Origin of the sequence: Dyadobacter fermentans DSM 18053, from assembly GCF_000023125.1 — a bacterium.
Classification (GTDB): Bacteria; Bacteroidota; Bacteroidia; order Cytophagales; family Spirosomataceae; genus Dyadobacter; species Dyadobacter fermentans.
The window spans coordinates 3,081,270-3,103,536 of sequence record NC_013037.1 but is presented as its reverse complement, the minus strand read 5'-3'; the positions used below and the strand labels follow the sequence as shown (position 1 = coordinate 3,103,536).

Genomic DNA, 22,267 nt, shown 5'->3' with positions numbered 1-22,267 from the left:
TTCTGATGTGATGGAAAATTGAATCAATGGCAAGCCCCCTTTCGCAAGCGCCCGGGCGGGTGCAAGCGAAAGCGGGCTGCCGGAATCCGGGAAACCGGTTAGTAGTATTTGGGTTTTAAAACACATTCAAAACCGTGTATGATGGGAAAAATTTATCGTCCGTGGAATAAATTATCGCTGGGTGCACTGGCCGTGCTCGCAGCGAGCGGCGTGCATGCGCAATATGCACCGACGCCCGCTTACCAGGGCAAAATCGGTAAAACGGTGGCGGAAACGCAGCAATCGTGGCCGGAGAAGAAAAAAGCCGCCAAAGGCTCGCCCAACGTCGTGTGGATCTTGCTGGACGACATTGGTTACGGCGCCATCAGCACATTCGGCGGGCTGATCAACACCCCGACGCTCGACAGCCTGGCCAACAACGGCTTGCGCTACACCAATTTTCACACTACCGCCATTTGCGCACCCACGCGGGCATCGCTGCTCACCGGCCGCAACCAGCATTCGGTGCATATGGGCCTATTCCCGGAAACGGCCATTGGCACGCCCGGCTACGACGCGATCATCCCGCTTGAAAAAGGTACCATCGCCGAAATCCTGAAAGACAACGGCTACAACACATTTGCATTGGGCAAATGGCACATAACCCCGCTCGCGGACCTCACGCCTGCGGGGCCCTTCAACCGCTGGCCGACAGGGCGCGGATTCGAGCAATTTTACGGGTTTCCATCGCGCGGTAGCATTGATCAGTGGCACCCCGAGCTCTGGGAAGGCACCCACCGCGAGCCCGACCGGCAGGATGGCAAGCATTTCAACGAACTCATCGCCGACCGGGCGATCAGCTATCTGGCGAGCCAGAAATCCGGCAGTCCCGACAAGCCGTTTTTCCTTTATGTGGCAACCGGCGCGGGCCACTCGCCGCATCAGGTTGCCAAAAAATGGTCGGATAAGTACAAGGGCAAGTTCGATGCCGGTTGGGATGCTTACCGGGAGCAGGTGCTGGCCAACCAGATCAGGCTGGGCGTTGTGCCGAAAACCGCCAAAGTGCCGCCGCGCAACCCGGGCGTGAAGGAATGGAGCTCGCTGGGCGCCGATGAGAAAAAGCTCTACGCGCGTTTTATGGAGACATATGCGGGATTTTTGGAACAAACAGACTACGAAATCGGGCGGGTGATTAACCACATCCGGGAAACGGGCGAACTGGATAATACCATCGTGATTGTGTCGGTAGGGGACAATGGCGCGAGCAAGGAGGGGACTTTTGTGGGTACGGTCAATAATTTCGGAACCGGCATTCCGGAGGAAGAGCGCCTGAAAAAGAACATTGAGCAAATCGATCTCATCGGCACTGAGTTTTCCAAAGTAAACTATCCGCTCGGCTGGGCCGCGGCAACCAACGTGCCATTCCGCCATTGGAAGCAGGATGCGAATTCGGAAGGTGGTACGCACAATCCGCTCATCGTTTTTTATCCAAAGGGAATCAAGGAAAAAGGAGGAATCCGCAACCAGTACGGGCATGTTTCCGACATTCTGCCTACCACACTCGAACTGCTGAACATCAAGGCGCCCGCCGTTTTGAACGGTATCAAACAAGACCCGATCGAGGGCACCAGCCTGGCTTACAGCCTCAATGACGCCGGCGCGAAAAGCCGCCATACGGTCCAATACTACGAGATCCGCGGCTCACGGTCGATTTACAAGGACGGGTGGAAGGCAGGTTCTCTGCACGTGAAAGGCCAGGATTTTGAAAAAGACAAATGGGAGCTTTATAATGTCAATGAAGATTTCAACGAAACCAACGACCTGGCAGCATCCAATCCGGGCAAGTTGAAGGAGCTGAAAGCATTGTTCGATAGTGAAGCTTTGAAATACAACGTTTACCCGCTCAAAGACGGAACGGAGCCATTTACATTACCGACGGCCTATAACCATGTGGACAGGGTAGTGCTGTACCCAGGCCAATCGACGATCATCGACATCGCCAGCCCGTTTGCATTGAAACGCTCGTTTTCTATCATCGCGGATGTGGAGTTGTCGGGCGTGCAGGCAGAAGGTGTGCTGCTATCGAGAGGCGGAGCGGCGGGCGGGCTGAGCTTTTTTATCCAAAATCAGAAACTGCATTTCACCTACGCCGTGGGCGATGGCAACAAATATGTGGTAAGTTCCGCAAACGCCACGCTGCCGGCCGGAAAGGCAGAACTCAAAGCAAGCGTGCAATATGATCAGAATGGCGGCGGCGCGGTTACTTTGTATGTCAATAATTCCAAGGTAGGGGAAGGGACGCTTCCGAAAACCTCGGATGCATTGTACCTGCATGAAGGCGTGAACGTAGGTTTTGATGACCTTACGCCGGTAGGGGACACCTACAAAGTGCCTTTTGCATTTACCGATAAGATAAGGAAAGTAACCATCGACCTCGCCCCGGCGCAGCAGGCACATCTGGGTGCGAAATAGCGCCAGACAGCAATGTAACAACCTCATTATGTATAAACTAACCCTTACAATTCTTCTGGCGGTGCTCACCGCCGCCATGTCCCCGGCCACTGCGCAGGACCGTCCGAATATCCTCTGGATTGTCAGCGAGGATAATACCGTTCTGCTGGGCAGCTACGGCGATCAATTTGCCACCACGCCCAACCTGGACCAGTTTGCGGCCGGAAGCATCCGCTACAAAAATGCATTTTCGACGGCTCCCGTGTGTGCACCTTCGCGTAACACGCTCATTACCGGCATGTACCCGCCATCGCTGGGCACGGAGCACATGCGGAGCGTGTACCCGTCGCCGGCATTCGTGAAGTTTTTCCCGAAATACCTCCGGGAAGCGGGCTACTATACCACCAACAATGCCAAAAAGGATTACAACACGCCCGACCAAACCGACGCCTGGGACGAATCGAGCAACAAGGCGACTTACAAGAACCGGAAACCGGGACAGCCGTTTTTTGCGGTATTTAATCTGAATGTGTCTCACGAAAGTTCGCTGCACGAGCCATTGCCTGCATTGAAGCACGATCCCGAAAAAGTGCCGCTGCCGCCATATCACCCGGCGACCCCGGAGCTGAAACACGACTGGGCGCAATACTACGATAAGCTGGAAGAAATGGACCGGCAATTCGGGCGCTTATTGCAGGAATTGAAGGACGAAGGGCTGGCCGAAAATACGATCGTTTTTTACTATGCCGACAATGGCGGTGTGCTGGCGCGCAGCAAGCGGTTTATGTATGAATCGGGTTTGCATGTGCCGCTAATTGTCCATTTGCCGCCGAAATACGCGCATTTGGCCAGCCAAAAATCGGGTACGGTGTCGGACAGGCTGGTGACGTTCCTGGATTTCGCGCCTACGGTGCTGAGTCTGGTGGATATTAAAGTGCCGGAATATATGCAGGGAGGCGCATTTTTGGGCAAACAACAGAAGCCGGAGCCTCCGTATGCATTCGGTTTCAGGGGCAGAATGGACGAGCGGATCGATATGTCGCGGTCGGTGCGGGACAAGAAGTTTCGGTATATCCGGAATTACCTGCCCAATAAAATTTATGGTCAATACCTGGAATACCTGTGGCGTGCGCCGTCGGTGAAGTCGTGGGAAGAGCTCTACAAGGCTGGAAAACTGAATGCCGTGCAGTCGAAATTCTGGGAAGCGAAGCCTGCCGAAGAACTTTTTGACGTAGACGCCGATCCGCACAATATCAAGAACCTGGCGGACGATCCGAAATATAAAAAGGATCTGGAAAGATTGCGGAAGGCGAATGCGGAGTGGATGGCGAAGTACAAGGACGTAGGCTTTATCCCCGAAGCGATCATCTACGAAATCGCCAAAAAGACTCCTTTGTACGATTATGCGCGGAGCGGGCAATACAATTTCGGGAAAATAGCCGCTACCGCCGACTTGGCGTCGTCACGCACTGCTGCTCACACGCAGGCGCTCATCAAAGCCCTGGCGGATACTGATCCGTCGGTACGGTACTGGGGCGCGACCGGCCTCACGGTCTTGAAAGCAGCAGCAGGCAAAGACGCTTTGCGGAAAGCGCTGAAAGACCCTGAACCCGCCGTGCGCATTGCCGCCGCCGAAGCACTCTACGTGACCGGTGCCGACAAGACCGCGGCCGTAGCGACGCTGACCGACGCATTGAAAAGCGATAATCCGTACGCCCGGCTGCAAGCCCTGAATGTGCTCGACCTGGCGGGCAAAGACGCCGCTCCGGCCATTCCGGGCGCGGAGCAAATCGCAGCACAAAAGCCTGAAATGTTCGATTACGACATTCGCGCTGCCAAAGTGCTGCTCAATAATTTCAAAAATTCAAAGTAAAGTAGATAGCCGGCCAACCACCGAAAGCAAAATCACTTTAAACGCTGTTTTCATGAAAACTTTCAAACCATTGTTCGCATTGGTATGGCTGCTCATTGCCCATACCGCACTGAATGCCCAGACGGCACCAGCCGCCGCTGCAAAGCGTGACCTCGTTTCCTTTGAAGAATTTGAAACACGACTGGCGCGGGCCGGCAAAAACGCACAGATCCTCGACGCCCGCCTGCCCGAGGAGTACGCCCAGAACCACCTCGAAGGCGCTTTGAGTTTCAGCGTCGCCAACGAAGCAGATTTCTCGAACGCCGTGGCCAAGCTGGACAAAGGCAAACCAACCTTCATTTACTCCATCGGCAACGGCCGCAGCGGTAAACTGGCGAAAGACCTTCGTGACAACGGGTTCCAAGACGTTACCGAACTGCCGGGCGGATTGAGCAAATGGATCGGCCTCGGTAAGCCGGTAGTGTCCACGGTTGGCCCGGGCTTATCCCTCGCCGACTACCAGGCGTCGCTGAAATCGGACAAGCTAATACTCGTGGACTTCGGCTCGCGCTACTGCGGTTCCTGCAAACGACTGGCTCCCATTGTGGATTCTATCAAACATGAGCAGGCCAATGCCGTGAAGGTGATCACGATCGAAGCCTATGAAAACAAGGCGCTTATCAAGCAAGTAGGTGTGACCGCATTGCCGACATTGATTCTCTACCGGGGCGACAAAGTGGTTTGGAAGAAAACCGGCGTAACGCCGAAAGGGGAGATTGAGAGGGTGCTGGCGGAGGCGAATTTGTGATATTACGGACTACGATCATTCGCCTGCGTGTGAGCAGGCGAATGATCGCTAATGCTTTATGTCTTATTCGTGGTTTGGCAAACGGTCTTTTTGTGGGGGAGCCGTGGTTTAAGGTTTAATAACTGCTCAGTTGCTGCCCGGTTTTTCCTGAGTATAGCAGGCGAGTTTTTGATGTCCGCAATGAACCTCTCTTTGTTCGAAAGAATTTCTTCAATCCAGTCTTCGCCGTCTACCCTGTTTCCCTTTTTCATAGAAATCTCCATGCTGTGATCAGGTTAAGTTACATATTTTATTTGAGCTTTGCCAATATCCGGTCGTAGGAACTGCCCGGCGTATATTTTTCGAATTCGCCTGCCGCTGCACCCCAGATGTCGAGTTTTCTTGAGAGTTCTTCCCAGTATGAATTGATCCCGCGTTTGATAAAGCATGTTGCGCTGGTTTTTACCAAGAAGTACGGATTTCTGATCAGCATATCCCTGGAACGACAACGAAGAGTCGGGGTGACTCATCAAAAAATCCATTGCTATGGCAGCTACTGTTGCTATAACCTTACGCATATCCCCATTCCCGGTTCTTACACTGTCATCAAATGTCCAACCGCTCTCCAAGGTGACTACATCACCAAATGCCAGATTGAACAAGGGGCAGAAGAGTTCACATGCCCCCTAACCCTACTTCCCACCACCAATGATCCTCCGGCATAAAAAACCGCCCATCCGGTTGAAGCGAATGGGCGGGTAGTTGAAAAAGACGAATCAGGAAACTTAGAATATAAACTTCGTACTTAAAAAGTTGGAGGTGTCCTCATGCACGATTTCGTTGATCAGTTGCTTATTGGCGGCATTCATTTTGAAGGCTACCAGCGAGCGGATCGAGAAGGCGCGGATGGCGTCCGGTACCGAGAGGGTGCCTTCGGCGCTGTCTTTGCGACCGGTGAACGGGAATACGTCAGGGCCGCGCTGGCATTGGGTGTTAATGTTCACACGGCTCACTTGGTTTACCAATGGGTCGATGAGGGAGGCTACTTCGTCGGCGTTGTTGCTGAAAATGCTGACCTGCTGGCCGTGCGTCGATTCGATGAGGAAGTCGATCGTTTCTTCCAGGTCGTCGAATGGTACCACTGGGACGATCGGGCCGAACTGCTCTTCGTGATAGAGTTTCATCTGGCTGTTCACCGGGTACACCACGGCCGGGTAGAAGAACGAGCCTTCCGATTTACCGCCGTTTTCGTTCACCACCTGCGCGCCGTGCGCCTGGGCGTCGGCAATGCAGTCGTTGAGGTATTCAATTTTGTTGGTTTCGGGCAGCGGCGTGAGCGCCACACCTTTTTCCCAGGGCATCCCGAATTTCAGTTCGGCCACGGCCGCGCTGAATTTTTCGAGGAATGCGTCGGCTACGCTGCGGTGCACCCATATGATTTTTAGGGCCGTGCAACGCTGACCATTAAACGAAAGCGATCCGGTAATGATCTCTTTCACCGCCAGTTCCAGGTCCGCATTCGGCGTGACGATGGCCGCATTCTTGGCATCCAGCCCCAGTACCGCGCGCAGGCGGTTCACTTTCGGGTGGGATTTTTTCAACTCATTAGCCACTTTGCTCGAACCGATGAGCGTCAGCACGTTGATCTTGCCCGATTGCATCAGGCCCGGCACGATGGCATTACCACGACCGTAAATTACGTTCACCACACCCTTCGGAAAGCAGTCGCGGAACGCTTCCTGCAATGGATAATGCAGCAGCGTACCGAATTTCGGCGGTTTGAAAAGCAATGTATTACCCATGATCAGTGCGGGGATCAGGGTTGTGAACGTTTCGTTGAGCGGGTAGTTGAACGGCCCCATGCAAAGCACAACGCCCAGCGGAGAGCGGCGAACCTGCGCGGCAATGCCGTCCACGATATCGAATCCCGACGAGTCGCGGTCCAGGTTTTTGAGGGAATCGATGGTTGCGTAAATGTATTCAACGGTACGATCGAATTCTTTAACGGAGTCGGCGAATGATTTACCGATTTCCCACATGATGAGCTTCACGATGATGTCTTTCTTCTCAATCATGCGGCCGGTGAACTGCTCCACGCATTGAATGCGCTCAGCTACGCCCATTGTAGGCCATTCGCCGCGCCCGCTGTTGTAGGCGGTTACGGCGGCTTCCAGCGCCTCCGATGCCTCGGTAGCTGTGCATAGGGGGTAGCTGCCGATCAGTTTGCGTTCCAGACCGTTGGGCGTTTGCACGGCAATCGGTGAGTAAACTTCGTGGAAAGGCCCGTCCCAGGTCTTCATTTCGCCATTGCAAAGGTATTCCCGCTGGTGGATCAGCGATGGCAGGCTGAACTCCGCCGGAATGTCTTTTTCTTCAACAAAGATGTTCCTTAACGTGGAATTGAAATCCATTGAATCAGATTTTTGTGGATAAGATTGATATAAAAAAGCGCACTTGGATTAATGACGAAGTTTCGCAATTATATCCTTATCAACAAGTCGGATTTTGACGAACTTTTGTCTAAACCTGATTTCTTTTCGTCATCTTGAAGAAGCGGGTAATGAGGAAAATAGAGGCCATTGTCAACCCTAATATCAGCCCTAGCCACATGCCGTAAGCGCCCATGTTAAAATGGAAAGCGAGGGTGTACCCAACCGGAATGCCGATTACCCAATAGGCGATCCCGATCAGTACCGTGGGCGTTTTTACATCTTTAATTCCTCTTAACAAGCCCGCACCGATGGCCTGGGTGCTGTCCGAAATCTGAAAAACAGCGGCAAAAAGCAGCAGCAACGCAGCAAGCGCAAGCACTTCCTCGTTTTTGTTGAACGCCAAAGGAAGCACATTCCGGAGCAAACCGAAACTGATTGCGCAGATGGTGCCGTAAATCAATGCGGTGATGATGGTGCTTTTGCCGATCACAAAGATCTTGCCCCAATCGCTGCGCCCGAGCGCGTTGCTCACGCGGATGGAACCCGCCTGCGCGAGGCCCATCGACACCATGAATGTAAACGAGGCGCTGCTCAGTGCGATCTGGTGCGCTGCCTGCGCCACAGCGCCCAATGTACCGATGATAATGCCCGATACCGCGAATGCGCCCGCTTCCATGCCGATCTGCAAGCTGCTCGGCACGCCGATGTGCAACAGTTCCCGCCAGGTTTTTCCTTTAAAATACCACTGGTTACGGCTTACGGCTATGTATTTTTCAAAAATTTTATGTCTCAAAATCACATAAAGCATGGCGAGGAACATCATGCTCCGGGTGATGAGTGTCGCCCAGCCGGCGCCTTCCAGTTCCAGCCGCGGGAAGCCCCAGTTACCGTAAATGAGCAGCCAGTTGAGGACAATGTTAATCGGCATGCCGGCCAGCGAGAAGATCATCGCCGTGCGCGTGTGTTCCAGGCCGTCGGCAAACTGCTTCAAGGTCATGAAAAGCAGCATCGGGATAATGGAAAGGCCCATAAGTCGCATGAAAGGGATCGCGAGTTCCACCACCTCGGGGTCCTGGCCGAGGTTACGCAGGTAATCTTTTCCGAAAAGCAATGTAATCGAAATGGCCAGCGCCGTGAGCGTGCAGAGGCAAAAGCCATTGAATAGGTAATGTGAAACCTGCTGGGCATCGCGGCGGCCGTTGGCGAGCGACACCATTTGTGACACGGAGATCGTCATGCCGATCCCGATCACGAACGGGATGTTCATTGCATTGATCACCAGCGCCGCTGCGGCGAGTTGCTTGTAACTGATCGCGCCGACCATCGCGCTGTCGATGAGGTGGAGGGCCATTTGGGCCAGTTCTCCGATGATAATTGGGAATGCTAGTCTTAAAGTTTGTGATGCTTCGTTCTTCATGGCACGTGTGGATTGCAAAAAGACTGCAAAGGTACAAAAATCCCCCGGAGGCAGGGAGCGCGGACGGCCGGAAAGTTCATTTTAATATATCATTACGGTAGAGTAAAACGGCAGGGTAAACCGGTTTGTATGGATAGCAACTAGTAAAGGATTTGGGAAAATATTACAACAGGATAATGGCTATCAGGAGCAGTTTGAAGCAGGGCTTTCGTCAGGGAAAGTCGCGGGGTTTTGTGTGCATTGTGTTAATATTCAATGTATTAATGGCTGCGTCGGCTGTGGCGCAGAGTGGCGGGAAGTTGAAAGTGACCGGCAAGATCGTGGATGGGGCCAGCAATGCGCCGCTCGGCTATGCGAGCATCCGGCTCTTCAAAACGGCCGATAGCTCATTCGTTTCCGGGGCGATCACCGACGAAACGGGCGGTTTTATCGTGGACATTTCCGCCGGTAACTATTATGCATTGTCCGAATTCATCGGTTATAAGCCGCTTTATACCACTAACATTAAAGTGAGTGCCGCCAATTCACCGCTCGATCTGGGGACGATCAAAGCAGCGGCTTCTGCCAAAACGCTCGACGAGGTGACTGTGCAGGCGGAGAAGAGTTCGATGGAGCTGTCGCTCGATAAAAAGGTGTTCAATGTAGGCAAAGACCTGGCGAATGCGGGCGGCACGGCGGTGGACATCCTTACCAATATGCCTTCCGTGGCGGTGGATGTGGAAGGGAATGTGAGCCTCCGCGGAAGCGGCAATGTGCGCATTCTCATCGATGGCAAGCCGTCGGGGCTGGTGAGCATTAAGGGCGCGAGCGGGCTGGCCCAGTTGCAGGGCAGCATGATTGAGCGTGTGGAGATTATCACTAATCCATCGGCGCGTTACGAGGCCGAGGGCATGGGCGGTGTGATCAATATTGTGCTGAAAAAGGAGCGGAAAGAGGGGATTAATGGCTCTTTCGACATTATTACTGGGAATCCTACCAATTTTGGCGGCGCGGCGAACGTCAATTACCGGAAGAAAAACCTCAATTTCTTCATCAACTACACCATGTCGTACCGGAATACGCCGGGCAAGAACTACGTGTACCAGGAGCTGTACCGTAACGATTCGACCTTCATTATGGAGCGCGATATGAAGAGTAACCTGAAAGGCATGGCCAACAGCGCCCGCGGTGGTCTGGATTATTATTTCAATACTAAAAACGTCCTCACCGCCGCGTACACCTGGCGTACGAGCAAAGGAAAGCGCTTTTCGACGCTCGATTACCGGGATTACCTGTCCAGCCTGAACAACATGACCAGCTACACGCGCCGGACCCAGGACGAAACCGAAACCGAGCCAAATTCGGAATATGCATTGACCTACAAAAAGACATTCAACCGCAAGGGCCAGGAGTTTACCGCCGATGTGCGCTACCTCGACAACTGGGAAGATTCGGACCAATATTACCGCGAGAATGTGTACAAACCGGACGGCAGCCCGTCGGGCATCCCGCCGCTTTTACAGCGGGCGGTTAACTACGAAACGGAGAAACAGCTGCTTTTCCAGGTCGATTATGTACATCCTTTCGGTAAGGACGGCAAGATCGAGGCGGGCGGGCGGAGCAGCTCGCGGGATATGACCAACGACTACACCGTGACCCAGCAAACCAGCGACGGCGGCTGGATTACATTGCCCGGGCTGACGAACGATTTTTTATATGAGGAGAATATCAATGCCCTCTACGGGATGATCGGCAACAAAACCGGCAAATTCTCCTACCAGGGCGGCGTGCGGGCCGAATGGACGGGCGTTACCACGACCTTGCGCACAACCAACGAGGTGAACGACCGCAAATATGCCAATCTCTTCCCGAGCATGCACATTACCTACGATTTTGCGAAGCAGAATGCATTCCAGCTCAGTTACAGCCGCCGCGTACGCAGGCCGCAATACAACGACCTGACACCCTTCGCCACTTTCAGCGATAACCGTAATTATTGGAGCGGCAACCCCGACCTGAACCCTGAATTCACCAATGCATTCGAATTCGGGCACATTAAATATATGAACAAAGGCTCGCTCACGTCGTCGATCTACTACCGCCATACGAATGGCAAAATCATCAGTATCCGCACGGTGAACGACGATGGAAGCTCCTACACCCGTCCCGAAAACCTGGGTACGGAGGATGCCTACGGCGCCGAATTTGCGGGCTCATTCAACCCGTATCCGTGGTGGAAGCTCGATGGCAGCGCCAATTTCTTCCGCGCGATTACTGACGGGACAGGCGTGGACGAGGAGTTTCAGAGTGATACTTACAGCTGGTTTGTGCGGGCCATGTCGCGGTTTACGCTTTGGAAAAATACCGATGTGCAGCTGAGAGGCAATTACGAAGCGCCGCAGCAAACGCCTCAGGGCCGCAGAAAGGCCTTGGCGACGCTCGACCTGGCAGCCACGAGAGATATTCTGCGCGGCAACGGCACGCTGACGCTCACGGTTGTGGACGTTTTCAATTCAAGGAAATTCCGGTCGATCACCGAGGGGGCGAACTTCTACGCACGCAACACCTCGCAGGGGCGTTTGAGGCAAATAAATCTCACTTTGAACTACCGTTTGCACCAGGCGAAGAAGAAGCCGAAGGAAAGCCTGGAAGGCGAATTTTAATGCGAATTAATTTAGTATTCGGTAATTAATGCCTATCTTGTTCCTCGATCAATGGGATTGATTGCTACTGTACCTCGATTAGGTTGAATGTATTGAGCAACATTTTTGTTATTTCAAGAGTACTTAAAATCAGGTTATGAGCACAAAACCAAATAAATCTATTTTCCTGGCCGACGACGACGAGGATGACTGCATGCTCTTCGAAGACGCGCTCAGGGAAGTGAGCACTTCCGCCGAGCTTTTGAAGGCGAGTGACGGGGTCGAGCTGATTGACCTGATGGAAAAAACCGTTCCACCTCCGCCGGACGTGATCTTCCTGGATCTGAACATGCCACGTAAAAACGGCTTCGAATGTCTCGACCAGATACGCAAAACCAAGGCATGGGAAGGTATTCCGGTAGTGATCTTCTCAACAACCGGTCAGGAGGAAATGGTCAGGAAAGTGCATGAGAAAGGTGCTAATTTCTTCATCCGTAAGCCGGGATCGTTTCCAAAGCTAAAACAGGCGATCAAACAAATCCTGGATATCGACTGGACAAAGCACAACTGGACGCCAGCTCCTGAAAACTTTTATTATCAATATTGACTTCTCCCGACTTGTCCACTTATTTTTGAGCATACTTCTTTGTGAAAACAGGTGGACAAGTCGAACAAACAACTCCAACACACTTCCGAATTCATCGCCGGCCCCTCAGTCCCGGCCAATCCATCGTACGAAAGCGAAACCAAGTTCCGCGATACCGTAAAGCAGGCGCCTGTGGGTATGGCGATTTTGCGCGGCGAGGATTTTATGGTTGAAATGGCCAACGATGCCTATTTGCGCATTGTGGACCGCACCGAGAACGAAATCGTAGGTAAATCCCTTTTTACAGGCCTGCCGGAAGTCCGCGAATATGTGGAGCCGGTGCTGCTGAATGTACTGCATACCGGGATTGCCTATCACGGCAACGAGTTTGAAGTGACGCTCCGCCGTTTCGGGCAACCTGCGCTTTGCTATTTCAATTTTGTGTACCAGCCGCTTTTCGAGGACGGCGGCGATGCCGCTTCCGGGGTAATGGTGGTGGCCACCGAGGTAACGCAGCAGGTTTTGTCCAAACAGGCCCTGCAAAGCAGTGAAAACCAGTTCCGCAACCTCGTCACACAGTCGCAATTTGCAAAAGCTATTTTCAAAGGCCGCGATCTGGTGATCAGCATTGCCAATGAAAGTATGCTCAATATCTGGCGGCGAGGGCTGGACGAGGTGGTAGGGAAGAGGCTGGTGGATGTTTTCCCTGAACTCAAAGGACAAAAATTCCTCGACCTGCTCGACGAAGTTTACACGACTGCCAAAATTTACCGTGAAAACGAGGCGATTGCCTATGTAGATGGTCCCGGCGGCTTGAAAAAGCATTGCCTGGACTTTCAATACGCCCCCATATTCGAGCTGGACGGAAGTGTGTCGGGCATTATGGCTTCGGTGAACGACGTGACCGACAAAGTAATGCTGCGGCAGCAGTTTGAAGAAACGGCCACCCGCCTTTCCATGGCTACCGAGGGGACCCGCCTGGCGATATGGGACCTGAATCTCCAGACGAGGGAAGTCATCCACTCGGGCAGGCTGGCGGTTATTTTCGGGTATGACGAAGCCACCGTGCTTAGCCACCCGCAAATGCGCGAGCAGGTACATCCCGAAGACCGGCAGGCGATCGTGGAGAAAGCATTTCAGGCAGCACTCGAAACGGGTATTTACTATTATGAAGCGCGCATTATCCACCCCGACCAATCCGTTCACTGGGTACGGACGCAGGGAAAAGTGTTTTTTGACGATAATCACGTGCCGCAGCGCATGCTGGGCACTATGATGGATATTACCGACCGCAAGGAATCGGAACTGGCGCTCAAAACGAGTGAGGGCAAGTTCAGGACATTGGCCGACTCGCTTCCGCAGTTTGTATGGACGGCCGATCCGGGCGGGAACCTCAATTATTTCAACCGTTCGATGCTTCGGTACTCGGGGCACAGCGGCGAAGAAATGGTGCGGCAGGGCTGGCTCGAACTCGTGCATCCCGAAGACCGCGCCGAAAGCCTGCTCCTCTGGGCGAAGGCCGTTCAGGAAGGCAGTGATTTCGCATTCGAACATCGCCTCAAACGGGCGGACGGCGAATACCGCTGGTACCAATGCCGCGCCATTCCGCAGCGCAATGCCGACGGCGTGATCGAAATGTGGGTAGGGACGAGCCTGGATATTCACGACAACCGGCTGTTTATCGACCAGCTCGAAACCAAAGTGCAGGAAAGGACGCAACAGCTCACCGTCGCCAACGATGAGCTCGTGCGAACGAACATGGAGCTCGCGCAGTTTGCCTACGTGGCCAGCCACGATTTGCAGGAGCCTTTGCGGAAGATACAAACCTTTGCGACACGCATTCTGGAAACGGAAAACGACAATTTATCCGAGCGCGGCAAAGATTACTTCGTGCGCATGCAGGCGTCGTCCACGCGCATGCAGCAGCTGATAGTCGATCTGTTGGCGTTTTCGCGCGCCAATGTTGCCGAAAAACACCTCGAAAACGCAGATCTCAACCTGGTACTCCAAAACGTGAAGGAGCAATTGAGCCACATTATTCAGACGGAAAATGCAGTGATCACGAGCGATAACCTGCCGCACAGGCATGTGATCGTTTACCAGTTTGAACAGCTATTTACGAACCTGATCGCCAATGCATTGAAATTCATCGGCCCCGGCAGGGACCCGGTGATTGACATCCGGTCCGGCATGGTAGCCGGTGCAGCCATTCCGCTGGCAGGCGCGGACGCCGCGAAGAACTACCAGTTCATATCGTTTGCTGATAATGGGATCGGGTTTGAGCCGCAATACAAAGACCGTATTTTTCAGGTATTTCAAAGGCTGCACAACCGCGCTGCGTACGAGGGAACGGGCATTGGTCTCGCTATTTGTAAAAAAATTGTGGAAAACCACAAAGGACTGATCGACGCGGTAGGGAAACCGGGTGTTGGCTCGACATTCATCATTTACCTGCCTGTGGAGGCCTGATTTACGATTTCTGCGCCACAGTTTTGTCGCGACCGGTGTAAGTGACGGCAATACCGATCAGGATGATGACGCCTCCGACGATCATCTGAGCCGTGATTTTTTCTCCAATCAAAATCCAGGCGAATAGCCCCGTCACGATAGCCTGGCTTAGCAGGCTGAGCGAAACGCTTTTGGCATCCATCTGCTGCATGGCCACGCTGATCGCCAGCCAGCCGATGAGCTGACAAACCAGCCCCTGGATCATGAAAACGCCCCATATTACAGGTTCAAAATGCCAGATCGGATGATTGAAAATCAGGCAGATCGCCAGCAGGTAAATGCTCGACACGGCCATGCTGATTGTCATGAAACTGACGATATCGACCTTATTCAACACGTTTTTGCCAATAAGCATATACGAAGCGTAAAGTATGCCTGAAAACACCGCAAGGGTGAAGCCCAGGTCGAGCTGCATGGATGCAAAGGTGTCAATGCCGATCAATATCACCATTCCTGCCAGCGCTACCACCGTGCCCAGCCAGAAGCGTGGGCCGGGCTTGTCGGGCAGGAAGAGGAATGCGCCCACGCCCACCCACACCGGCGAAAGGTTGGTCAGCAGCGTGGCCTGCGTGGCATTGGAATATTGAATGGAAAGGTTCCAAACCGCAATGTCGGACGCGAAAATGATCCCGCAAAGGATAATAGGCAGCCACAACTCCCGCGCCGGGATGGTAAATTTTCGGCGAATAAACACATACGGAAGCAAAAACACCAGCCCGATGAACATGCGGTAGAATGCGGACGTAATGCCGGAGACCGGCGCCCATTTCACCAGCACCGGAAAAATGCTGATGCTTGCAATGCCGATAATCAGGTTGATGCGGGGATTTGACATAAAATGAAAGGAATTGACGCAAAGATAATGGCTGCGGCTAATCTTCGGTTTCGATCACTTTAACGCGGCCGATTTCGCCCGATTCGAGGCGCACTTTAATGCCATGTGTATGCAGGGGCGCTTTGGTCAGAATGTCTTTCACAATGCCCTGCGTGAGCTTTCCGGTCCGCTGGTCTTTTTTGAGCACAATGGACACGGCGAGTCCGGGAGCAATATTCTTTCTTTCGGTTCCTGTTAATGAGGTCATGATCAGGCGGCTTTCGCGGGTTTTATTTTTTGAAGTATCTTAATTTCGTCAATGGAAATGGTGCTGATCAGCTCGAAAAGGCCATTGATCGTTTTCAGATCGGACAGCATTTTGCGCGCCGGCGACTGATCGGCCCGCTCGATGCCGAGCTCCTTGATTTCCTTTTTGCGTTTTGTGAGCAACTCCACCAGTCGCTGATTCTGCGGCAGCGATTCGCGCACAATTTCGAGGCTGTTGCCGGTTTTGCCGTCGATAATGTCCGTAGCGGCCTGCAACTGCCGGTCGATCTGCCGGATCATCAATTCAAATTCCACCGAAAACTCGGAATATTCCAGCGTTTGCGCATACGTGGACAGCGAGGCGATGTAGGACGTAAGCATATGGCTCGTCGCGACAAACTGGTGGTATTCTTCCATATTCATCTGCTGCTTTTTCGGTTCCGAAAGCATTTTCTGGAAGTTATCCGAAAGATTCGCCATCGCGATGATCGCATTCTTGCGCAGTAATTTCAATTCGTTGATATCCAATTGTTTGCCGGTGAATTTGGCGGCTACTATATCAAAATATTTCCGGTTGGCGTTCAGCGCTTCTTTCATGTATTGCTTAATCTGCGAATGCTCCCACACGGGCAGCACGTAGGAAGAAATAATGTAGGCAATCACCGAGCCGATCACCGTATCAATCACCCGGTCCTGCAAAACATCCGTCACATGCTGCGGACTGAGGAAATGGAATGAGAGAATTACGTACAAGGTGATGCTCGTAGACGCCACAAAGTAATTGATTTTCAGGAAGCTGTAAGCGAGAATCATCGATACCATCATGAGGATGAACAGCGGTGTTTTCTCTTCAATCAGGTATAAAAACAGGAATCCTACCACCACGCCAAGCATCGTTCCCCCGATCCGGTGAAGGTTTCGTTGCTTGGTAATGCTAAATGCCGGTTTCAGGATCACCGCGATCGTCAGCAAAATCCAGTACCCGTGCCCCACAGCGAAAAACAACGACGCAATATAGCCTGCCAGCAAGCCGAGCGTTACGCGCACGGCATGACGGAAATGACTGGATTTCAATGAAAGGTTATCCAGCAGAATGCGCGGGTGGTAATCCTGCTTGGGCGTAAAATCTTCCGCTTCGACCGTCAATTTGTAGTCACTAGTGGCATCGGCCTCGTATTTGGTAGCGCGGTGTAGCTTTTTCACCCGCTCGGTCACGTCCTGCAAGCTGTTGAGAATCTGCCGGAGCATGATGAAATCCTCCATATTGTCGTGGTTCATCTTGTGCTCGCGCATACGCTCGAAAGCACGCTGACACTTGTTGAACGCCTCGTCGAGGTCATGCCGCGGATGCGACGCGTACCCGCTCTGCACGGCCAGGCCAATCTGCTGTATTTCGGCCGCAAGCCAGGTAATGTAGGTCCCAAACAGCCGCAGCACCTTCGTGTGGTCGAATGCCCGGTGCAGGTTCGCATAGTTTTGCTGCGAGTTGAGAATGCGTTCAAAGAGGTCGATGCTATCCAGGAACATCAGCATCAGAATGCGGCTCTTGGTAGTGGACTCCGTCACGATCTCGCGGGTTTTGAAGAGGATTTCACGCAGGTTTTCGTGATTTTCACGGAGGATCACCTGCTGGTGTATCATTCTGTTAAATAGCTCGTCATAGTTGGGATTGGCAAAATAATAGTCGGCCTTGATAGACAGCAATTTACCCAACTCCACAAAATTCTCGCCCAGCAGCTGCTGAATGAGCTTGTAGGGCAGGAGTTTTTGCAACACCATAAACAATATGAAATACCAGATGCCGCCGGCAGAGAAAATGGCCGCCGTGCGGAGCACCATGTCGCCGCTCAGGTGATCGTCGATATTAAATACAAAAACAAGCAGCGAAATGAGCCCGATGCTGTTAACGCGGTTGCCGTACACGCCCACCAGCGAAAAAAACATCCCAAACACGATGATTTCGAGAAAAATGATCAGTGGAAAATGCCGCAGATAGCCGGTAACGCAGGCCACGACAAAACAGGTGGCAATAGCGACAAGCAATGCATTGCGGCGGCGATGATAGGGCCCCGGATTATCGGTGCCGCCGATCAGCAGTGTGCCGAGCGGAAATGCGATCATTTCGCTCAGGATGCCGTAATGGTGAAAAATGACGCTGGGAATGATCGTTCCGAGGGTTAGACGTACACCGGTCGACAGGTAATGGCTGGAAATAAACTTTTTGAACTCGTCGAGGTAATTCATGGCGTCAAGTCTCGGTGTGCTATTGCAATACTACTATTTTAAATTTCGCAACCCAACAAAAGCCGTACCAAATTTTCATGGCCGATGCCGCCTGCTGAACCGTCTGCACTGGGCTGTTTTTTGTATATTTGGAAGGGATTAGGATGGGTGAACGGGAGAAAATTCGGAAATGCCCGCTATTTTACGAACCATCGGCATCCCGTTATAGTTCTATTTTCAATGCGTCTTCAACCCAAAGTTTTGATATTTTGAGAAAAAGGATCAAACGTAACGCAAGACTCGTCCGTTACGTAGTTTACAAGGAAACACTCATTGACTTCAAAGACCATTTCTGGACTTTCCTCGGCTCATTCCTCGGTATCGGCATCATCGGCCTGCTGAACGATCAAAAATTCACGGATTCCGACTCATTGTTCCTGATCGGCTCCTTCGGGGCGTCGTCGGTGCTCATTTACGGCATCGTGAACAGCCCGCTCGCGCAGCCGCGTAACCTCATCGGCGGGCACGTTATATGCGCGCTGGTGGGGGTAACCGTACACAAAATTATTCCCGACCACATCTGGCTCTCATCTGCGTTTGCCGTTTCTATTTCCATTGTGCTAATGCAGGTGACCAAAACGCTCCACCCGCCGGGCGGCGCCACGGCACTCATCGCGAACATCGGTTCCGAAAAAATCAAAGCGCTGGGCTATATGTATGTTCTCAACCCGGTACTGAGCGGCGTGCTGGTGCTGTTGTTCGTGGCGGTGATGGTCAACCGCTTTGCCGCCCACCGCAAATACCCCGCCAACCGCAACTGGTACAAAGTATGGGAGCGGAAGTATTTCACGAGGATATAAACGAAAAAAAGCTGCTCTTGCGGGCAGCTTTTTTTCGTTTATAAGGATCGATATTATTCGTCCGAACCGAGTTTGCCGATCGCCTTGTCGATCACATACAAGCCGGTTCCTTCTTCACCGATCACATCGAAAAGTTCGATAGCGCGGCGTGCATTGTCTTCTTCTTCGATTTGCTCGCTCACGAACCATTGCAGGAAGTTTTCAGTGGCATAATCCTCTTCTCTGCGGGCAGCCGTCACAATGCGGTTGATGGATTGCGTTACCGCGATTTCGCTTTGCAGCGCCGTTTCGAACACGCTTTTGAAAGTAGGATATTCCTGTTTAACGCCCGCAACTTCGGGAGAGATCGCCGTGCCGCCTACCGTCATCAGGTAGTTGAAGATTTTCAGCATGTGGCCGCGTTCTTCGTCGGATTGGTTGAGGAAATACTTGGCGCTGTGCTTGAAGCCGTTGCGGTCGCACCAAGAAGCCATGGCGAGGTATTTGGCAGAAGCTTCCGCTTCCATCTTTACCTGGTTGTTCAAAAGTATCTCTATTTCCTCTTTGAGGGAAGTACGTGCTCTAAGTAAGTCTTTCATGATATTGCTTGTTTATTCGTGTCTTAACAAGTGCAAATATCATGCGAAAGTTCAGCATTCCAAATCGTTTTAGAAATTTGGAAACGGTCTAATGTAGTCTGAATGAGTAATTTAGACTAATTCTTGTTCTGAAAAGAGGACTTCGTGAAGCATGGAATTAAGCTCGATTGCGAAGTGGGTACCGTTCACAAGTTCGCGGAGCTGGATCACTTCGCAGAGGGTCATTTTGTGGCCGGTATTCAGGCGGGGCACTTCAACGAACTCATAGTCAGACTCGTCGGAGAGGTCGAAGATTTTGCTGTGGATATCGATGCTGTTGATAAAACGGCGGAAATTCAGGAAGTCCAGAATTCGGAAAGAGGCTTTGATTTCGCCAAAGTGAAGAATAATTCTGGAAGTTAAATCACACTGTACGCTGTAACCTTTCGCGGTACTGAACAATTCATTCTGGGTATTCACTGACAGCAAAAAATTTGAATCGTGGAAATTGTTGCACAAAGATAGATTCAAACTTTTTGCCAAGCAAGTTTATTTGTAAACAATCTAATTAAATGATGCATTATGCCGATTGCCGGTTAGGATCTTTCCAGAAATGCGTGATAGCCGTTCGATCGACGTTTTTTTCAGCGTGCCAGATATCGTAGTTCGTTTGGAGGTTGATCCAGAACTGAGATGAATTACCGAATGCTTCTGAAAGTTTGACAGCTATTTCGGCCGTAATACCCGATTGCTCATTGACAATAGCCGACAGGCTGCTCCTGCTGATTCCGAGGCCTTTGGCAACTTCCGTAATTGTGAGTCCCCGCTCAACGATGTATTCTTCCTTCAATATTTCGCCCGGATGAACCGGCGGTAGGTTTCTCTTGATCATAGTTTCAATGGTAATCGAGGTAATCTACATCATGAATATCACCATCTTCAAACCGGAAAATGATTCGGAAGTTGGGCGAGACCTTGATCGACCAGAAGTCTGCAAGCTCTCCCGATAATTTATGAACGCCCGAACTCATCTGTACAATATCATCAACATCGGTAGCCGCATCGAGCTGATCGAGGATGCGGTTGATCTTTTTCAGATACGGCGCCGGTAATCTTGCCCCGTTGCCGTCACGATAAAAGGCCAGCAATGCTTTGTGCCTGATAGAAACGATCATATATAGTGTGTGTCATTCTGTTTTCAGGCGCTGGTTCAGCCTTGTCAGTTCCCAGCCTTCGCCCAGTTATCCCGCAGGGTCGATGTGCGGTTGAAAACCAGCTTTTCGACGGTGCTGTCGGGGTCTTTGGCGAAGTAGCCTTTGCGCAGGAACTGGAATGCTTCGCCTTCCTGGGCTTCGAGCAGTGCAGGTTCGGCGTAGCCGGTAATTACATGCAGCGAGTCGGGGTTGAGATAATCTTTGAAATCGCCTTCTTCGGACGACGGATCTTCGACCGAGAACAGGCGGTCGTACAACCGGACCTCCACTTCGAGCGCATGCTGGGCCGAAACCCAATGCAGCGTTCCCTTTACATTAATGCCGGTCGTATCCTGTCCGCTTTTGCTGTTTTCAATATAGGTGCAGCGAACTTCGGTGATTTCGCCGTTTTCGTCTTTTACAAAATCATCACACTGTATTATGTACGCACCCTTAAGACGCACCATTTTACCCGGCGCGAGGCGGAAATATTTCTTCGAAGGCACTTCCATGAAATCTTCTTTTTCGATGAAAATCTCGCGGGTGAAAGGAATCTCGCGGTTGCCTGTCGATATGTCCTCGGGGTTGTTTTCGCTGTGGCACATTTCGGTTACGCCTTCGGGGAAGTTCGTAATCACCACTTTCAGCGGGTCGAGCACCACCATCCGGCGCAGCGCTATTTTGTTGAGGTCTTCGCGCACGCAAAATTCCAGCAGGCCTACATCCACCATATTCTCCCTTTTGGCCACACCGATGCGGTCGCAGAAATCGCGGATCGCGAATGCGGTGTAACCTCTCCGGCGCATTCCGCTGATCGTCGGCATGCGCGGGTCGTCCCATCCGCTCACGTGGCCTTCCTGTACGAGTTGCAGCAATTTCCGTTTGCTGGTGACAGTGTAGTTCAGGTTACGGCGCGCAAATTCGTATTGGTGAGACGGGTAAATGCCCAGTTTTTCAATCAGCCAATCATATAGTTCGCGGTGTGGGGCGAATTCGAGGGTACAAATCGAATGCGTCACGGTTTCGATCGCGTCGCTTTGTCCGTGCGCGAAGTCGTACATCGGGTAAATGCACCATTTGTTGCCGGTGCGGTGATGATGTGCGTGCTTGATACGGTACAAAATCGGGTCGCGCATGAGCATATTGATGTGCGCCATGTCGATCTTCGCACGCAAAGTGCGGCTTCCGTCGGGGAATGCGCCGCTTTTCATTTGTTCGAAAAGTGCAAGATTTTCCTCCACGCTGCGGTTGCGGTAGGGGCTGTCTTTGCCAGGCTCGGTAGGCGTACCTTTCAATGTCGCTATTTCTTCCGAAGTGGAATCGTCCACGTAGGCAAGGCCCTCGTTGATCAGCCTGATCGCGTAGCCGTAAAGTGTATCGAAATAATCGGAGGCGTAGTTTTCATTCTCCCATTGGAAACCCAGCCAGCGGATGTCATTCTTGATATTTTCAACGTATTCGGTGTCTTCGGTCACCGGATTGGTATCGTCAAATCGCAGATTGGTATAACCCGGAAACTTCTTGGTCAGCCCGAAATTCAGGTGAATGCTGGTAGCATGCCCAATGTGCAGGTAGCCATTGGGTTCGGGTGGAAAGCGTGTTATAATCTGAGTATATTTTCCTGATTGCAGGTCAGCGTTAATAATCTCCTCGATAAAGTTCAGGCTTTTCTCTTCTTTTTTATCTTCCGTAATCATACTAAAATGAAATTTTCCAATTT

At 52.0% G+C, this 22,267-nt stretch carries 18 protein-coding genes and 1 pseudogene; 7 read left to right on the top strand and 12 right to left on the bottom strand.

The genetic code is table 11. From position 1 onward, the window contains the following. Nucleotides 1–138 precede the first annotated feature (138 nt). The 3 genes from DFER_RS12445 to DFER_RS12435 are packed head-to-tail and all read left to right on the top strand — an operon-like array spanning nucleotide 139 to nucleotide 5,090. Complete coding sequence (locus tag DFER_RS12445; protein ID WP_015811989.1) at nucleotides 139–2,451, top strand: arylsulfatase; 2,313 nt, start codon at nucleotides 139–141, stop codon at nucleotides 2,449–2,451. 28 nt (nucleotides 2,452–2,479) lie between these two features. After that, on the top strand, nucleotides 2,480–4,303 hold the full coding sequence (locus tag DFER_RS12440) for a sulfatase-like hydrolase/transferase (protein ID WP_015811988.1): 1,824 nt from the start codon (nucleotides 2,480–2,482) through the stop codon (nucleotides 4,301–4,303). A gap of 52 nt (nucleotides 4,304–4,355) precedes the next feature. After that, complete coding sequence (locus DFER_RS12435; RefSeq protein WP_015811987.1) at nucleotides 4,356–5,090, top strand: thioredoxin domain-containing protein; 735 nt, start codon at nucleotides 4,356–4,358, stop codon at nucleotides 5,088–5,090. A gap of 289 nt (nucleotides 5,091–5,379) precedes the next feature. On the opposite strand, the gene DFER_RS30120 is transcribed toward DFER_RS12435, so the two are convergent. From DFER_RS30120 to DFER_RS12415, 4 genes and pseudogenes are all read right to left on the bottom strand, one after another. Further along, nucleotides 5,380–5,562: a hypothetical protein gene (locus tag DFER_RS30120; protein WP_015811985.1), complete on the bottom strand. Its 183-nt coding sequence runs from the start codon at nucleotides 5,560–5,562 to the stop codon at nucleotides 5,380–5,382. 7 nt (nucleotides 5,563–5,569) lie between these two features. Then, a pseudogene (locus DFER_RS30905) lies at nucleotides 5,570–5,698 on the bottom strand (DUF6934 family protein); the annotation flags it as partial. 156 nt (nucleotides 5,699–5,854) lie between these two features. Then, nucleotides 5,855–7,480 carry an NADP-dependent glyceraldehyde-3-phosphate dehydrogenase gene (locus DFER_RS12420; protein ID WP_015811984.1) on the bottom strand — a complete coding sequence of 542 codons (1,626 nt, stop codon included), beginning with the start codon at nucleotides 7,478–7,480 and terminating at the stop codon, nucleotides 5,855–5,857. A 109-nt stretch (nucleotides 7,481–7,589) separates the two neighbouring features. Beyond that, complete coding sequence (locus tag DFER_RS12415; RefSeq protein ID WP_015811983.1) at nucleotides 7,590–8,918, bottom strand: MATE family efflux transporter; 1,329 nt, start codon at nucleotides 8,916–8,918, stop codon at nucleotides 7,590–7,592. Between the two features lie 176 nt (nucleotides 8,919–9,094). Here DFER_RS12415 and DFER_RS12410 point away from each other — a divergent pair, with 176 nt between their 5' ends. The 3 genes from DFER_RS12410 to DFER_RS12400 all read left to right on the top strand — a co-directional run bounded on the left by DFER_RS12410 (nucleotide 9,095) and on the right by DFER_RS12400 (nucleotide 14,594). After that, a complete protein-coding gene (locus DFER_RS12410; protein ID WP_015811982.1) occupies nucleotides 9,095–11,560 on the top strand; it encodes a TonB-dependent receptor in 2,466 nt (821 codons plus the stop codon). Between the two features lie 136 nt (nucleotides 11,561–11,696). Then, the gene (locus DFER_RS12405) at nucleotides 11,697–12,146 is read left to right on the top strand and encodes a response regulator (protein WP_015811981.1); all 450 of its coding nucleotides are present in this window, start codon (nucleotides 11,697–11,699) and stop codon (nucleotides 12,144–12,146) included. A gap of 51 nt (nucleotides 12,147–12,197) precedes the next feature. Next, nucleotides 12,198–14,594 (top strand): PAS domain-containing sensor histidine kinase, encoded by a 2,397-nt coding sequence (locus DFER_RS12400; protein ID WP_015811980.1) that lies wholly within the window; start codon nucleotides 12,198–12,200, stop codon nucleotides 14,592–14,594. 1 nt (nucleotide 14,595) lies between these two features. Here DFER_RS12400 and DFER_RS12395 read toward each other — a convergent pair whose 3' ends face one another. Genes DFER_RS12395 through DFER_RS12385 form a run of 3 tightly spaced genes read right to left on the bottom strand, consistent with a single transcriptional unit; the run spans nucleotide 14,596 to nucleotide 17,958 of the window. Next, nucleotides 14,596–15,468 (bottom strand): DMT family transporter, encoded by an 873-nt coding sequence (locus DFER_RS12395; RefSeq protein WP_015811979.1) that lies wholly within the window; start codon nucleotides 15,466–15,468, stop codon nucleotides 14,596–14,598. A gap of 37 nt (nucleotides 15,469–15,505) precedes the next feature. Then, the gene (locus tag DFER_RS12390; protein ID WP_015811978.1) at nucleotides 15,506–15,715 is read right to left on the bottom strand and encodes a YwbE family protein; all 210 of its coding nucleotides are present in this window, start codon (nucleotides 15,713–15,715) and stop codon (nucleotides 15,506–15,508) included. Nucleotides 15,716–15,717: 2 nt separating this feature from the next. Next, nucleotides 15,718–17,958 carry an FUSC family protein gene (locus DFER_RS12385; RefSeq protein WP_015811977.1) on the bottom strand — a complete coding sequence of 747 codons (2,241 nt, stop codon included), beginning with the start codon at nucleotides 17,956–17,958 and terminating at the stop codon, nucleotides 15,718–15,720. Nucleotides 17,959–18,203: 245 nt separating this feature from the next. On the opposite strand from DFER_RS12385, the gene DFER_RS12380 reads away from it, so the two are divergent. After that, a complete protein-coding gene (locus DFER_RS12380) occupies nucleotides 18,204–18,797 on the top strand; it encodes an HPP family protein (RefSeq protein WP_222837354.1) in 594 nt (197 codons plus the stop codon). 53 nt (nucleotides 18,798–18,850) lie between these two features. On the opposite strand, the gene DFER_RS12375 is transcribed toward DFER_RS12380, so the two are convergent. From DFER_RS12375 to DFER_RS12355, 5 genes are all read right to left on the bottom strand, one after another. Continuing rightward, a complete protein-coding gene (locus DFER_RS12375) occupies nucleotides 18,851–19,375 on the bottom strand; it encodes a ferritin (protein WP_015811975.1) in 525 nt (174 codons plus the stop codon). A gap of 111 nt (nucleotides 19,376–19,486) precedes the next feature. Further along, on the bottom strand, nucleotides 19,487–19,834 hold the full coding sequence (locus DFER_RS12370; protein ID WP_229206239.1) for a hypothetical protein: 348 nt from the start codon (nucleotides 19,832–19,834) through the stop codon (nucleotides 19,487–19,489). Nucleotides 19,835–19,934: 100 nt separating this feature from the next. Beyond that, a complete protein-coding gene (locus tag DFER_RS12365; RefSeq protein ID WP_015811973.1) occupies nucleotides 19,935–20,246 on the bottom strand; it encodes a HigA family addiction module antitoxin in 312 nt (103 codons plus the stop codon). Between the two features lie 4 nt (nucleotides 20,247–20,250). Next, nucleotides 20,251–20,529 (bottom strand): type II toxin-antitoxin system RelE/ParE family toxin, encoded by a 279-nt coding sequence (locus DFER_RS12360; protein ID WP_015811972.1) that lies wholly within the window; start codon nucleotides 20,527–20,529, stop codon nucleotides 20,251–20,253. 44 nt (nucleotides 20,530–20,573) lie between these two features. Further along, nucleotides 20,574–22,244 (bottom strand): glutamine--tRNA ligase/YqeY domain fusion protein, encoded by a 1,671-nt coding sequence (locus DFER_RS12355; protein ID WP_015811971.1) that lies wholly within the window; start codon nucleotides 22,242–22,244, stop codon nucleotides 20,574–20,576. Nucleotides 22,245–22,267: the final 23 nt, after the last annotated feature.

What these genes read in the sequence shown, in the direction of transcription:
- DFER_RS30120 (WP_015811985.1), bottom strand. Translation starts at nt 5,562, where the DNA reads ATGCTGATCAGAAATCCGTACTTCTTGGTAAAAACCAGCGCAACATGC.
- DFER_RS12405 (WP_015811981.1), top strand. Translation starts at nt 11,697, where the DNA reads ATGAGCACAAAACCAAATAAATCTATTTTCCTGGCCGACGACGACGAG.
- DFER_RS12415 (WP_015811983.1), bottom strand. Translation starts at nt 8,918, where the DNA reads ATGAAGAACGAAGCATCACAAACTTTAAGACTAGCATTCCCAATTATC.
- DFER_RS12420 (WP_015811984.1), bottom strand. Translation starts at nt 7,480, where the DNA reads ATGGATTTCAATTCCACGTTAAGGAACATCTTTGTTGAAGAAAAAGAC.
- DFER_RS12360 (WP_015811972.1), bottom strand. Translation starts at nt 20,529, where the DNA reads ATGATCGTTTCTATCAGGCACAAAGCATTGCTGGCCTTTTATCGTGAC.
- DFER_RS12390 (WP_015811978.1), bottom strand. Translation starts at nt 15,715, where the DNA reads ATGACCTCATTAACAGGAACCGAAAGAAAGAATATTGCTCCCGGACTC.
- DFER_RS12435 (WP_015811987.1), top strand. Translation starts at nt 4,356, where the DNA reads ATGAAAACTTTCAAACCATTGTTCGCATTGGTATGGCTGCTCATTGCC.
- DFER_RS12445 (WP_015811989.1), top strand. Translation starts at nt 139, where the DNA reads ATGATGGGAAAAATTTATCGTCCGTGGAATAAATTATCGCTGGGTGCA.
- DFER_RS12395 (WP_015811979.1), bottom strand. Translation starts at nt 15,468, where the DNA reads ATGTCAAATCCCCGCATCAACCTGATTATCGGCATTGCAAGCATCAGC.
- DFER_RS12375 (WP_015811975.1), bottom strand. Translation starts at nt 19,375, where the DNA reads ATGAAAGACTTACTTAGAGCACGTACTTCCCTCAAAGAGGAAATAGAG.
- DFER_RS12410 (WP_015811982.1), top strand. Translation starts at nt 9,095, where the DNA reads ATGGCTATCAGGAGCAGTTTGAAGCAGGGCTTTCGTCAGGGAAAGTCG.
- DFER_RS12355 (WP_015811971.1), bottom strand. Translation starts at nt 22,244, where the DNA reads ATGATTACGGAAGATAAAAAAGAAGAGAAAAGCCTGAACTTTATCGAG.
- DFER_RS12440 (WP_015811988.1), top strand. Translation starts at nt 2,480, where the DNA reads ATGTATAAACTAACCCTTACAATTCTTCTGGCGGTGCTCACCGCCGCC.
- DFER_RS12365 (WP_015811973.1), bottom strand. Translation starts at nt 20,246, where the DNA reads ATGATCAAGAGAAACCTACCGCCGGTTCATCCGGGCGAAATATTGAAG.
- DFER_RS12385 (WP_015811977.1), bottom strand. Translation starts at nt 17,958, where the DNA reads ATGAATTACCTCGACGAGTTCAAAAAGTTTATTTCCAGCCATTACCTG.